Origin of the sequence: Roseibium aggregatum IAM 12614 (assembly GCF_000168975.1) — a bacterium.
Classification (GTDB): domain Bacteria; phylum Pseudomonadota; class Alphaproteobacteria; order Rhizobiales; family Stappiaceae; genus Roseibium; species Roseibium aggregatum.
This window is the reverse complement of the sequence record NZ_AAUW01000015.1, coordinates 115,198-127,501: the sequence shown is the minus strand read 5'-3', so window position 1 is coordinate 127,501 and position 12,304 is coordinate 115,198. Positions and strand designations below refer to the sequence as shown.

Below are 12,304 nucleotides of genomic sequence, written 5' to 3'. Positions count from 1 at the left end.
AACGGCGACCTACCTCAAAATGGATGCGGAACCGGACCGGCCGCATCCAGCCCCGTTTCGGACATTCGTTCTAATCGCGGTAAACGACCGCTCCCCGCCCAAAGCTGACATTTGCTGCTGGCGGAACGAATGACCGAAAAGGGCCAGCACCAGCCGATCATCGTGCGCAGCGGCGAGCGGGTCGTGCTGTCGTTGCACAACATGTCGATGATGGCCCACCCGATGCATCTGCACGGGCATGTGTTCCAGGTCGTCGGCCTGAACGGGCGGCGCGTCGCCGGGGCTCTGCGCGACACGGTTCACGTGTCGCCGATGTCGATGGTCGATGTCGCCCTTGATGCCGGCGAGGCTGCGCGCTGGATGCTGCATTGCCATCACATGCCGCACCTTGCGACCGGCATGATAACCGAGTTCGCGGTCACGGCATCGGCCTGACCCGGGTGGGGCGTCAGGACAGGGCGCCCCGACGTCCCGGTACCGATCCTATGCTGTCCTGCCCCATGTTGTCGTGAGGGCCGGTCAAAAGGCGTACCCTACGGGTGAAAATCAGGAGGATGAGATGATGAACTGGAACGACATGGGCTCCGGAATGAGTTTCGGAATGGGGTTTGGCTGGCTCTTCGGCCTGCTGATCCTCGTGCTGGTGGTTTTGGCCATAGCGGCGCTGATCAAATATCTTCAAAAGTAAGAGAAAGGACTTCTCAATGGCTTACACAATCAATCGCATGATCCCGGACACCGGTTTCGACGATGTCGACACCCGCACGCGCAAGGCGCTAGCGGACCATGGCTTCGGTGTCCTGACCGAAATCGACGTCAAGGCGACGATGAAGAAGAAGCTCGATGTCGAGATGCCGGCCTATCGCATCCTTGGCGCCTGCAATCCGAAGATGGCGCATCAGGCGATCGGGATCGAACCTCGGGTGGGCGCGATGCTGCCCTGCAACGTGATCCTGCGCGAGGTCGAGGGCGGCGTCGAGGTCAGCGCAATCGACCCGGTGGCATCGATGCAGGCGATCGAGAACACCGATTTGACGGCCGTCGCGGGCACGGTGCGCGACCTTCTGGCGAAGGCCGTCGCGGCGATCTGAGATGGGCCCGCGCGCAATCATTCTCGTGGCGATGGCGATCCTCGGGATCGCCATGCTCAGTGTCTGGCAGTTCGCGCCTGCAGTATTGGCCGATCAGCGCGGCCTGATGGACGGCGAGCGCCTGGAGATGCTTGTCGCGCGCGTGGGCCTCTGGGGGCCGGTGCAGGTCGTGATCGGCGCGGGCATCTTCGCCTTGACCGGACAGATCGCCGAGCTTGCAGGGCCGCTCTTCCCGCTCTCCTTCGTCGTGGGCGCCATCGTGACCGCGTTCAGCGCCTATACGCTGCGGGCATTTGGCGGCGATCCGGACAGCGTGCTGGTGCCAATCCTCGGCGTCGGGGTGTTTCTGGCGCGCAATCCGGTTCGGGAAGGCGCTCACGACCATCAATAAAAATGGGCTTGAGCTTCCAGCGAGTGGAAGCCGCAAGCTGAAACAAGAGATCGAAAGGCTGGCAGACCATGGAGCACGATCATCATCACGGGGGGCCTGACATCCCGGCGGGTACGGAGACGGCGAAGGATCCGGTCTGCGGGATGACGGTCGCGGTCGAGCCGGACGGGCGTAACGCCGAGTTCCAGGACGAGACCTTCCATTTCTGCTCGGAGAAGTGCCAGACGAATTTCAAGGCGGATCCGTGGTTCTATGCTTCGGGCCGCGCGGCCGGGCGAAAGAAGGCTGTTCCGGCCAACGTCCAGTACACCTGTCCGATGCACCCCGAGATCGTTCGCGACGCGCCGGGATCCTGCCCGATCTGCGGCATGGCGCTCGAGCCGATGGTACCCTCGGATGAACCCAGCGAGGAATTGACCGACTTTACCCGCCGAATGTGGATCTCGGCTGCCGCGGCGGTGCCGCTCATCATCCTGACGATGGGCGAACTGGTGGCGCTGCCGGTGCGCGACTGGATCGGGCACCAGACGGCCAGTTATCTGGAATTCGTGCTGGCCACGCCGGTCATCCTCTGGGCGGCGCTGCCATTCTTCCGGCGCGGCTGGGATTCGATCGTGAACCGCAGCCCCAACATGTGGACCCTGATCAGCCTCGGCGTGGCGGCGGCCTATCTCTATTCTTTGGTCGCCACCTTCCTTCCGGGCGTGTTTCCGGAACAGTACCGGATGGGCCATGGCGTCGGCACCTACTTCGAGGCGGCGGTCGTGATCGTGGCGCTGGTCTTCGTGGGCCAGGTTCTCGAGCTGCGCGCCCGCGAACGCACCGGCGACGCGATCCGCGCGCTTCTGGATCTGGCGCCGAAGACCGCGCGGCGGATCCTGCCCGATGGGACGGAATACGACGCGCCGCTCGAGAACATCATGAAGGGCGACCGTCTGCGCGTGCGCCCGGGCGATGCCGTCCCTGTCGACGGGACGGTAATGGAAGGCCGCTCGTCTCTCGATGAAAGCATGCTGACCGGCGAGTCTATGCCGGTCGAAAAAGGCCCGGGCGATGACGTGACCGGCGCCACGATCAACAAGAACGGCTCCCTCGTGATCGAGGCGGGCAAGGTCGGGTCCGATACCGTGCTGGCGCAGATCGTGGCGATGGTGTCAAACGCGCGGCGGTCCCGCGCGCCGATCCAGGGTCTGGCCGACCGGGTGTCGGCGGTGTTCGTGCCAACCGTCGTGGCCATCGCAATCGTCGCTTTCGTCGTCTGGCTGATCGTTGGCCCCGAGCCCGCGCTGGTATTCGCCATCGCCTCGGCTGTGTCGGTGCTGATCATCGCCTGTCCCTGTGCGCTCGGTCTCGCGACGCCGATCTCCATTACCACGGCGGCGGGGCGCGGCGCACAAGCGGGCGTGCTGATCAAGGACGCCGAGGCGCTGGAACGTATGGCGGGGGTCGACACGCTGATCGTCGACAAGACCGGCACACTGACCATGGGCAAGCCGAAACTGACGGATACGGTCGTGCTCGGAGCTCTGACCGAGACGGACCTGGTGTCGCTGGCCGCGGCGCTGGAGCGCGGCTCCGAACACCCGCTCGCCGAGGCGATCGTAGAGGGCGCCGAGGCGCAGGGCGCTCCGCGTCAGGAGGCTGCGGACTTCGATGCCGTCACCGGCAAGGGCGTGCGCGGCAGGGTTGGCGAACGCGCGGTGGCGCTTGGCAATGCGGCTATGATGCGGGAGATGGGACTGGACACAGGTGCGGCCGACGCAAAGGCCGATGCTTTGCGCGCCGAAGGGAAGACGGCCATGTTCATTGCCGTCGATGACGCGCTTGTCGGAATCGTGGCTGTGGCCGACCCGATAAAGGACTCGACAGCTCAGGCTATCCGCGAACTGCACGAGCAGGGACTACGGGTGATCATGGCGACGGGCGACAACGAACGCACGGCGCAGGCGGTGGCGGGCAAGCTCGGGATAGACGAAGTGCGGGCGGGCATCCTGCCCGAGGCCAAGAAGGACCTGATCGACCAGTTGCGCCGCGACGGCCACAAGATCGCCATGGCGGGCGATGGGGTGAACGACGCGCCCGCGCTTGCCGCTGCCGATGTCGGCATCGCCATGGGCACCGGGGCCGATGTTGCGGTGGAAAGCGCAGGCATCACCCTGCTGGGCGGTGACCTGATGGGCATCGTGCGCGCTCGGAAACTGGCCCGCGCCACCCTGTGCAACATCAAGCAGAACCTGTTCTTCGCCTTCGCCTACAACGCTCTTGGCGTCCCCATCGCGGCAGGACTGCTCTACCCCGTCACCGGCTTGCTGCTTTCGCCGATGATCGCGGCAGCGGCGATGAGCCTATCCTCTGTCTCGGTGATCACCAACGCCTTGCGGCTCAGACGCGTCGATCTCTGACCTGCCACACACATGCAACCTCAAAAGGAAAATCAGATGATCCAAGACAGCTTTTTCCGCCGCACGCTCCTGATCGGTGGGGTGGTAATGCTGGCTGCATCGCCCGTGGCGGCGCTGTCGCAAGGCGCCGGACTGGCGATTCATGTGATGAAGGATCCGAATTGTGGCTGCTGCTCCGCCAGGATCGAGATCCTGGAAAATGATGGTTTCGCGGTCACGACCGAGCAGAGCGCCGGGACCGCGCTCATGCGCTACAAGCTGGACAGTGGCATCCCGCAGGAGATGGCCTCCTGCCACACCGCGCGCGTCGAGGGCTACATGATTGAGGGTCACGTCCCTGTGGCCTACATTCGTCGCTTGCTCGATGAACGTCCTGATGCCGTCGGCCTTGCCGTGCCCGGCATGCCCTACGGCTCGCCTGGCATGGGGCCGGAAAACGAACGAGACGCGTTTGAGGTGTTCCTGATCCGCGGGGATGGCAGCACGGAGGTCTTCACGCGCTACTCCGCAGCGTGAGCGATCGGCCAGTCAAGATTCATCGTCCGTCGCGACGCGAAAGCCGAGTCCGGACAGGAGCCAGCATTGAGCCCGACGCCAAGCCAGTGTCTATTTCAAACGGATCTGCCCATTGGGTCAGAGATTGCCGACATACCGAACGACCACGAATACGACCGCTTAGCAGATTAGGCCGAATTCCTGCGAACGACCCAAATGGCAGCGCATTGTGATGCCTGGTCTTTGTTGGGGCCTTTGCAGGGCCTTGGTGACACAAGCCCTAAGAGCAAGCTCTCGCGATGCGAAACCCGAGATCATCGATTGCAAACGTCGGGTGGCTTCGTCGGCGATTTGTTGCCAGACAGCCGCGCTCATGGTCGGCCCAGCCTCCGCCACGAAAGACGCGGTACGTGCCATAGACGGCCGGATCGTAGATGTCCTGACACCACTCCCAGACGTTGCCCAGCATGTCATGGAGCCCCCACGCATTGGGGCGCTTGGTGCCTACCGGCCTGGAGCCGCCACCAGAGTTTTCCTTGTACCATGCGATGTCGTCGATCGGCCCGTAGCGCGGTTCCTTTGTGCCGGCACGGCAGGCAAATTCCCATTCCGCTTCGCTCGGCAGCCGGAACCCATCACTGGTCGCCTCGGCAGTTGCCTCCTGGCCGTCTGCAGAAAAAACATAGTGGTTGGGCACGTTGAACAGCGCCGACAGCCGATTGCAAAATTGCGCGGCCTCCAGCCAGGAGATCGTGTCGACGGGATGATTTTCCGCTGCTTTCGATGATGGCGAGGCACCCGTCACCTTCGCGAACAAGGTCCGGGTGACCGGATAGCGGCAGATTGAAAAGGGCTTGATATCGACGGTCCAGGATGTCCCGAGCCGATCATCCCGCAACAGGAGGCTGCCGCTGGGAAGAGCGACCATATTCTCGGTCAAACTCTCGAAATTCAACACGTCACGTCTCTTGATCTACCGCCTGCTGCTGAAGCAGGTTCAAAAATTCCGATGTTATTATAAAGGCTTGTCATTGGTATTCGCGCCATCACTGGCCGAAGACCCGTTGATAGTCAAGCTGAAGGCCTGTGGCCGCCTGACGTCTCACTCGGGCCACCGCAAAACTGTCGAAATTAGCGGTAGGGGAAAAGGCGGTTCGCGATCTAAGTTTTTGAGAATGAATGCGCCTGCGGTGCGAGCAGATGTACGGGGGGCGGGTCTGGCTCTCCAGTTGCACGGAGTGTCAGAGGCAGAAGAGCAAACCAAAAACGCCCTCGTCCGGCAGGAGAGGGCGTTTTCGGTTGTTTGCAGTACTGGCAGCAATCAGTCGATGGTTGAGCCTTCTTCGTCCTTTTTCATGTGACGCATGCGGGCTTTCAGGACCTTGCCGAAGAGGATCGGCAGGACGAAGCCGATGGCCGCCAGGCTCCACAGCGCGATGGAGAGCGGGCTGTCGATCAGGGTGAACCAGTCGCCGTTGCTGATGCTGATGGCGCGGCGCAGGTTGTTTTCCATGGCGTTGCCGAGCAGCGTGCCGAGGATGATGGGGACCAGCGGCACGTCGAGCTTGCGCAGCACCCAGCCGAGCACGCCGAAGCCGACCATGACCATAAGGTCGAAGGAGGAGCCGGAGATGCCGTAGATGCCGACGAAGCTGACCATGGCAACGATGGGCATCAGGATGCGCGGCGGGATCAGGAGCACCCGGGTGAACAGGCCGATCATCGGAATGTTCATGGCCAGCAGCATGAAGTTGGCAATGAACAGCGCCGCGATCAGGCCCCAGACCACATCCGGCTGCTGGGTGAACAACAGCGGGCCCGGGGTGATGTTGAGCGCCAGAAGAACCGCCAGCAAGACGGCCGTGGTGCCCGAGCCGGGGACGCCGAGCGCCAGCATCGGCACAAGTGCGCCGCCCGCGGCGGCGTTGTTGCCGGCTTCCGGGGCGGCAACGCCGCGCGGGTCGCCCTTGCCGAAGGTGCCTTCCTTGTCGACGAGTTTCTTCTCGAACGTATAGGAAATGAACGAGCCGAGCGATGCGCCGGCACCCGGCAGAACACCGGCCACGAAACCGAGCAGACTGGTGCGCAGCATGGTCGGGGTGCAGTATTTCAGGAGCGCGAAGCTGGGCATCAGCCGGCCGACGGAAATCTTGCTGGAGTTGGCGTCGGCATTGCCGTGGCGGTGTTCCAGGAACAGGAAGACCTCGGACAGGGCAAACAGGCCGACGATGGCAACCAGAAAGTCGATGCCGTCGTAAAGGTGCACTTCGCCGAAGGTGAAGCGCGGCACGCCGGTCTGGGTGTCGACACCGACGGTGGCCAGGCCAATGCCGAGCGCCGCGGCAAAGGCGGTCTTGGCCTGGTTGGTCGAGGCAACGCCGCCCAGGGTGGCGAAGGCCAGCGTGAACAGGGCGAAATATTCCGCCGGACCGAACAGAAGCGCGATCTTGACGAGCTGAGGCGCCAGCAGGATCAGGCCCCAGGTTGCGATGAACGCACCGACGAAGGAGGCGACGCCCGACAGGGACAAGGCCTCGCCGGCGCGGCCCTGCTGGGCCATCGGGTAACCGTCGAGACAGGTCATCATCGCCGGTTCGTCACCGGGAATGTTCAGGAGGATCGACGAGATACGCCCGCCGTACATGGCGCCGTAATAGACCGAGGTCAGCAGGATCAGCGAGGGCGTGGCGCCAAGGCCGAGGGTGAAGGCCAGCGGGATCAGGATGGCGACGCCATTCGACGGGCCAAGGCCCGGCAGAGCGCCCATGATGGTGCCGAGAAAACAGCCGAGCAGGGCCAGCAGCAGGTTCTGCCAGGTCAGCGCGATGACGAAGCCGTCGGCCAGTGAAGAGAGAGTTTCCATGGCGATGCTCCGTTAAAAGCCGAACGGGCCCTTGGCCAGAGACAGGCCAAGAACGAGATGGAAGACGGCGTAGATACCGACCGACGTCAGGCAGCCGGTGACAAGCGAGCCGATGGGCGATGAGCCGAGGCGCCAGGTGAGGTAGGCCGCGGCGACGGCGGTTGCCAGGATGAAACCGGCTTCCGGCAGAAGGATCGCGTAGAGGATCATCGCCAGCACAGCCATGGCGACTTCGAGAAGGCGCGGCAGCGACGGCCATTCCGGCGCGGTGTCCGGCTTCAGGAAAATTGCAACGGAGGCAAGGCCCAGAACCGCCGCGATGATGAGGGGAAAGGCCTTCGGGCCGACGGCGTCGGACAGAAAGCTTTCTTCGATGACAAGAGCGGCCCAGGCATATCCCAGCGCGAGAAAAAGCCCGACCGCGCCAAAGATACGGTCGCTCATGGATACCTTCCTTCAGGCGGTCCTTGCCGGTGACGGCGGTCGCCTGAAACGGGGTCTATCGGAAACGGCACTTGCGGTGCCACCCGGTTTTCTGACGCGCCACACCACCTCCCTCATGCTGATGAAGGCCGAAGGCCTGTCTTGAAGCATGGGCGGCGGATGCCGAACTCGTGACCCATCCTTCGAGGCTTCGCGTTGCTCCGCACCTCAGGATGAGGGTGTGTATGTGGATCGGTCAGTCGGAATTTGTAAAAGAGAGGGGGGCACATGGACTGCGCCCCCCAGTCGGAAAAGCGGCATTCTTATTTGATGATGCCGATTTCTTTGGAGATGTCCTGGATCTGCTGAACCGAGTTGGCAACGAATTCCTGGAATGCCTCACCCTGCAGGTCGAGCGGCGCCAGACCGTTTGCAGCCATGATGCCTTTCCACTCTTCGCTTGCGTAGAGTTCGGAGATCTTGGACACCCACGCGTTGTAGGCGTCGTCGGACATGTTGCCCGGTGCGTAGAAACCGCGCCAGTTGGCTCCGATCGCGTCGACACCCTGTTCCTTTGCGGTCGGGAAGTCGGCGAATTCACCGGACAGACGCTCGGGCGCCAGAACGGCGATCACCTTGATGTCGCCACTGTCGACAAAGCCCTTGGCTTCTGAAATGTCGCCGGTGAAAGCCTGGACGGAACCGGCCAGAAGCTGGGTCACGGCTTCACCGCCACCATCGAAGGCGATGTATTTCACGGTGCGGACGTCTTCGATACCGTAAGCGTTGGCTGCGATCAGAACCTTCAGGTGGTCCCAGCCGCCAACGGCGGAGCCGCCTGCAACGGAAATGGAGGCCGGATCGGATTTCATCTGGTCGAGAAGTTCCGGCAGCGTGTTGATCGGGCTGTCGGCCGCAACGGCGATGACGCCGTAGTCAGCGCCGACGGAAGCCACCCAGCGGACCTGGTCCATGGTGTTGCCCGGGTAAGCGCCCTGGGCGAGACGGGTCGCGGTGGCCGAGGAAGCTGCCACGATCAGGTCGTTGTCGTCGCCGCGCTTGTTGACCACTTCAGCATAGGCCACGCCGCCGCCGCCGCCAGCCAGGTTCACCACCTGCATGGTCTTGTCGAGAAGCTTCAGGTCCTGAAGAGACTTGCCGACCTGGCGGCAGGTGAAGTCCCAGCCACCACCCGGGTTGGCCGGTGCAATGCATTCCGGGTTTTCCGGTGTGAAATCGGCAGCGGTTGCGCCGAACGCGGACGCGCCAAGGAATGCGGCCGCCATCAGAAGGCGGGTCGTTTTGAATGCCATGTTGTGTTTCCTCCACATGTGCAAGGCTTTTGGTTAGCCCTTGATATCCGTTGTGCTGCCTTTGTACGGGCCCTCCCAACGGACGTGACAGGGAGCCTAGCGCCAAACCCTGTCACCAACCTGTCAACAGAGCGCACATTGCTTGCAAGCGGCGAAATTGCGGGGCAAGACTGGACCGGGAGGAAAGAATCTTTGCGTCTTTTGCTCGTTGAAGACACGTTTGATATGGCGGAGGCGATCATGATCCGGCTGGGCCGGTCCGGTGTCGCCTGCGATCTGGCCAAGACGCTGGAAGAGGCGCGGGCCTGCGTCACCGTCCAGCGCTACGACGTGATCGTTCTCGATATCAATCTGCCGGATGGTCTGGGCACCGAGCTTTTGAAAGAGATCAGGGCCCGGGGCGAGCGCACGCCGGTGCTGATGCTGACAGCCGAGTTTTCCGTCGACGACCGGGTCTCCTCGCTCAATTCCGGCGCGGACGATTATCTGGTCAAACCGTTCGACCACCGCGAGTTGGAAGCGCGCATCCGCGCGCTCTATCGCCGTGAGCAGGGCGACAAGGCGGAGGAACTGACGCTCGGCAGCCTGACGTTCAATGCCTCCGCGCGGGTTGTCCGGCAGGACGGTAGCCCGATCACTCTGACCCGGCGTGAATTCTCGCTGCTGGAGATCCTGGTCCGCAATCGCGGCAAGACCGTCAGCAAAGAACGTCTGTTCGAGGGCGTGTTCAGTTTTCAGGATACCGATGTCAGCATGAACGCGCTGGAGCTTTATGTTGCGCGGCTGCGCAAGAAACTCTCGGGCGGGTCTGTCAGGATCGAGACCCAGAGAGGGCTTGGCTACAAGCTGGAAGTCGATGACTGATCTCATTCGCAGGCTGGCGTCCTCCTCGCTCACCGCGCGTGTCGCCTTCGGTATCGCCTTTCTGCTGATCTCCGGCGGGGTGATCGTTTCCATCGCCGCCTTTGCCTATGGCCGGGAAGCTGCCCGAAGCGCTTATGACCGGCTGCTGCTGGGCGCGGCGACCGGCATTGCCTCATCCATCACCGTTCAGGATGGAAGGCCCGTCATCGAGCTGCCGGTCTCCGCGTTCGAGCTGCTGGCCCTCGCTCCCGATGACAGGATCGGCTACCGCATCATCGGCGTAGAGGGGGAAACCCTGACCGGCTACGACGAAATCACCCTGCCCACGGGCAGGCGGGATATCCGGGGCGGGTTTTTCGACGGTGCGTTCTTCGGCGAACAGGCCCGGTTTGCCGTCGTCTCTCGCCGGTTCGCCGAACGCACGCTGAATGGCACGGTCAAGGTGGTTGTCGGCCAGACGCTGCGCGCACGAAATGAGATGGCCTATGACATCACCCGCAAGGCGCTCTATGTGCTGGCAGCCTCCGGGCTTGCGATGGTGCTCTTGTCGGTGGTCGTCGTGCGCTCGGTGCTGCAGCCTCTGGAGCGGATCGCAGGTGGCCTCACCGCGCGTGATCCGCACGACCTGACGCCGCTCGATACCTCGGTGCCGCGGGAAACGGCGGTCATGATCAATGCCCTCAACGGCTTCATGGCCCGGCTCGACAGGCAGATGAATTCCATGCGGCATCTGATCTCCGACACCGCGCATCAGCTCAGGACACCGGTGGCGGCCCTGAGGGCGCAGGCAGAACTCTTTACCGACGAGCCGGAGCTTGCCCGCAAAGAAAAGATCGTCGAGCGGATCCAGGCCCGCACGGCCAGTCTCGGCCGTCTGCTTGACCAGCTTCTCAGCCAGGCCCTGGTGATCCACCGGGGTGACAGCGCCCGGCGGGAGAGGGTAGACCTGCGCGATATTGCGCTCGATGTTTTCGAGGAAGGCGATCACGCGGTTCTCAATCCGGAGTTCGACGTCATCCTGGATATCGGCGAGGACCCCGTCGAAGTGCTGGCCGATGCGCAGTCCCTGAAGGAAGCCTTGAAGAACCTTTTGAACAACGCGCTCAGATACGGCCGCTCGCCGGTGCGCATCGGGGCTTCCCTGGAAGGCGAGAGAGCCAGCATCTGGGTGGAAGATGCAGGCGGCGGGCCGGTGGATGGTGTTCTTGCCGAACTGGGGTCCCGCTTCAACAAGGGCGCCCGGTCACGGCAAAGCAGTTCCGGTCTCGGTCTTGCGATCGCGCATTCGGTCGCCCATTCCTTCGATGGTGAATTGCTATTGGAAAAAACCACCAGCAACAGTTTTCGCGCCGCCCTGGTTTTTGCGGCCCTGCCGGAGGGACGCACATGAAGCTGGTGCCTGTCCTGAAGTGCCTTGCCGCACTGGCCGTTCTCTTCACCACCGGTCGGGCCGTTTCGGCCCAGGAGCTGGTGGAAGTTTTCGGGCCCCAGACCCCCAACAGGGTGCTGGTGCTGCGCTCGACTACCGATATCGCCATCTTCGGGCCCGTGGTCGAAAGCTTCCTGCGCACCCGGCCGGGGCTGCAGGTACGCTATGAACAATGGGGCTCGAACGAGCTTTACCGGCTGACACGCCGGGAGTGCCGTGACGGCGTTGCCGGTGCCGATATCGTCATCAGCTCCGGCGTTCACCAGATGGTGCAACTCGTCAACGAAGCCTGCGCGGCGTCCTACCGCTCGCGGTTGACCGAACAGTTGCCCGAAGCCCTTCGCTGGCGCGACGAATTGTGGGGCATCACCCGGGAACCTGCGGTGATCGTCTATAACCGCCAGCTCGTGCCCGTGGAGGATATTCCGCAAACGCGCTTCGACCTGCTCGACCTTCTGAGACCGTCCGGCACGCCCTATGCCGGGCGGGTCGCGACCTATGATATCGAGCAGTCCGGGCTCGGCTATCTGTTCGCGTTCGCCGACGCGCAGGAGGCGACCACATTCGGCGCGCTGCAGGAATCCTTCGGCCGGTCGCAGGCGATTTCCACCTGCTGCTCGGTCGACATTATCAGGGGGGTGGCCGAGGGGCGCTACCTGATTGCCTACAACGTGCTGGGGTCTTACGCCCAGGGCTATCAGCTTAACGACGACCGGATCGGCATCGTGCTGCCGTCCGACTATACGCTGGTCCTGTCACGCACCTTCATGATCCCGAAACAGGCGCAAAATCAGGCAGAGGCAGCTGCGTTTCTGGATTACCTCCTGTCTTCGGAAGGTACGCTTGCGCTCAGGACGGCCTTGCTGATCAGTCCGCTTCTGGAAACGGAGGAAGGCAACGAGGGCGAGGCGCTGAGTTCGACCGCGCTGCGACCTATCGGGCTGTCACCCGCCCTCATGGTCGCGCTCGATGCCCTGACCCGGGAAACGTTTCTGCGCCGCTGGCGGTCGACGTTTCCGGGGCCATGAGGCAT

At 63.0% G+C, this 12,304-nt stretch carries 13 protein-coding genes and 1 pseudogene; 10 read left to right on the top strand and 4 right to left on the bottom strand.

Features of this window, described 5'->3' with window-relative positions; all coding sequences use genetic code 11:
* Window positions 1–141: 141 nt before the first annotated feature.
* From SIAM614_RS19970 to SIAM614_RS19950, 6 genes and pseudogenes are all read left to right on the top strand, one after another.
* A pseudogene (locus SIAM614_RS19970) lies at window positions 142–435 on the top strand (multicopper oxidase domain-containing protein); the annotation flags it as partial.
* Between the two features lie 124 nt (window positions 436–559).
* A complete protein-coding gene (locus SIAM614_RS33320; RefSeq protein ID WP_267871944.1) occupies window positions 560–688 on the top strand; it encodes a hypothetical protein in 129 nt (42 codons plus the stop codon).
* A 16-nt stretch (window positions 689–704) separates the two neighbouring features.
* Window positions 705–1,091 carry a DUF302 domain-containing protein gene (locus SIAM614_RS19965; protein WP_006937337.1) on the top strand — a complete coding sequence of 129 codons (387 nt, stop codon included), beginning with the start codon at window positions 705–707 and terminating at the stop codon, window positions 1,089–1,091.
* A gap of 1 nt (window position 1,092) precedes the next feature.
* Window positions 1,093–1,482 carry a hypothetical protein gene (locus SIAM614_RS32505; protein WP_006937336.1) on the top strand — a complete coding sequence of 130 codons (390 nt, stop codon included), beginning with the start codon at window positions 1,093–1,095 and terminating at the stop codon, window positions 1,480–1,482.
* 68 nt (window positions 1,483–1,550) lie between these two features.
* The gene (locus tag SIAM614_RS19955) at window positions 1,551–3,884 is read left to right on the top strand and encodes a heavy metal translocating P-type ATPase (RefSeq protein ID WP_006937330.1); all 2,334 of its coding nucleotides are present in this window, start codon (window positions 1,551–1,553) and stop codon (window positions 3,882–3,884) included.
* Window positions 3,885–3,920: 36 nt separating this feature from the next.
* Window positions 3,921–4,400, top strand: coding sequence for a DUF411 domain-containing protein (locus SIAM614_RS19950; RefSeq protein WP_050789435.1), 480 nt, complete (start codon window positions 3,921–3,923; stop codon window positions 4,398–4,400).
* A 259-nt stretch (window positions 4,401–4,659) separates the two neighbouring features.
* Here SIAM614_RS19950 and SIAM614_RS19945 read toward each other — a convergent pair whose 3' ends face one another.
* The 3 genes from SIAM614_RS19945 to SIAM614_RS19935 form a co-directional block, all read right to left on the bottom strand.
* On the bottom strand, window positions 4,660–5,337 hold the full coding sequence (locus SIAM614_RS19945) for a formylglycine-generating enzyme family protein (protein ID WP_208984050.1): 678 nt from the start codon (window positions 5,335–5,337) through the stop codon (window positions 4,660–4,662).
* 363 nt (window positions 5,338–5,700) lie between these two features.
* A complete protein-coding gene (locus SIAM614_RS19940; RefSeq protein ID WP_006937326.1) occupies window positions 5,701–7,242 on the bottom strand; it encodes a tripartite tricarboxylate transporter permease in 1,542 nt (513 codons plus the stop codon).
* Between the two features lie 12 nt (window positions 7,243–7,254).
* Window positions 7,255–7,686: a tripartite tricarboxylate transporter TctB family protein gene (locus SIAM614_RS19935; protein WP_006937325.1), complete on the bottom strand. Its 432-nt coding sequence runs from the start codon at window positions 7,684–7,686 to the stop codon at window positions 7,255–7,257.
* Between SIAM614_RS19935 and SIAM614_RS32075 the strand changes: the two genes are divergently transcribed.
* Window positions 7,685–7,831 (top strand): hypothetical protein, encoded by a 147-nt coding sequence (locus SIAM614_RS32075; RefSeq protein WP_006937324.1) that lies wholly within the window; start codon window positions 7,685–7,687, stop codon window positions 7,829–7,831. The genes SIAM614_RS19935 and SIAM614_RS32075 overlap by 2 nt on opposite strands.
* Window positions 7,832–7,988: 157 nt before the next feature.
* Here the strand turns inward: SIAM614_RS32075 and SIAM614_RS19930 are convergent, their stop codons facing one another.
* A complete protein-coding gene (locus tag SIAM614_RS19930; protein WP_006937323.1) occupies window positions 7,989–8,978 on the bottom strand; it encodes a Bug family tripartite tricarboxylate transporter substrate binding protein in 990 nt (329 codons plus the stop codon).
* Window positions 8,979–9,170: 192 nt separating this feature from the next.
* Here SIAM614_RS19930 and SIAM614_RS19925 point away from each other — a divergent pair, with 192 nt between their 5' ends.
* From SIAM614_RS19925 to SIAM614_RS19915, 3 genes are read left to right on the top strand one after another with little or no spacing between them, the layout of a single operon-like run.
* The gene (locus SIAM614_RS19925; protein WP_040440648.1) at window positions 9,171–9,842 is read left to right on the top strand and encodes a response regulator transcription factor; all 672 of its coding nucleotides are present in this window, start codon (window positions 9,171–9,173) and stop codon (window positions 9,840–9,842) included.
* Window positions 9,835–11,232, top strand: coding sequence for a sensor histidine kinase (locus SIAM614_RS19920; protein ID WP_006937321.1), 1,398 nt, complete (start codon window positions 9,835–9,837; stop codon window positions 11,230–11,232). Before SIAM614_RS19925 ends, SIAM614_RS19920 begins: the two co-directional genes overlap by 8 nt.
* Window positions 11,229–12,299 carry an ABC transporter substrate-binding protein gene (locus SIAM614_RS19915; protein WP_006937320.1) on the top strand — a complete coding sequence of 357 codons (1,071 nt, stop codon included), beginning with the start codon at window positions 11,229–11,231 and terminating at the stop codon, window positions 12,297–12,299. The genes SIAM614_RS19920 and SIAM614_RS19915 overlap by 4 nt, the downstream gene beginning before the upstream one ends.
* Window positions 12,300–12,304: the final 5 nt, after the last annotated feature.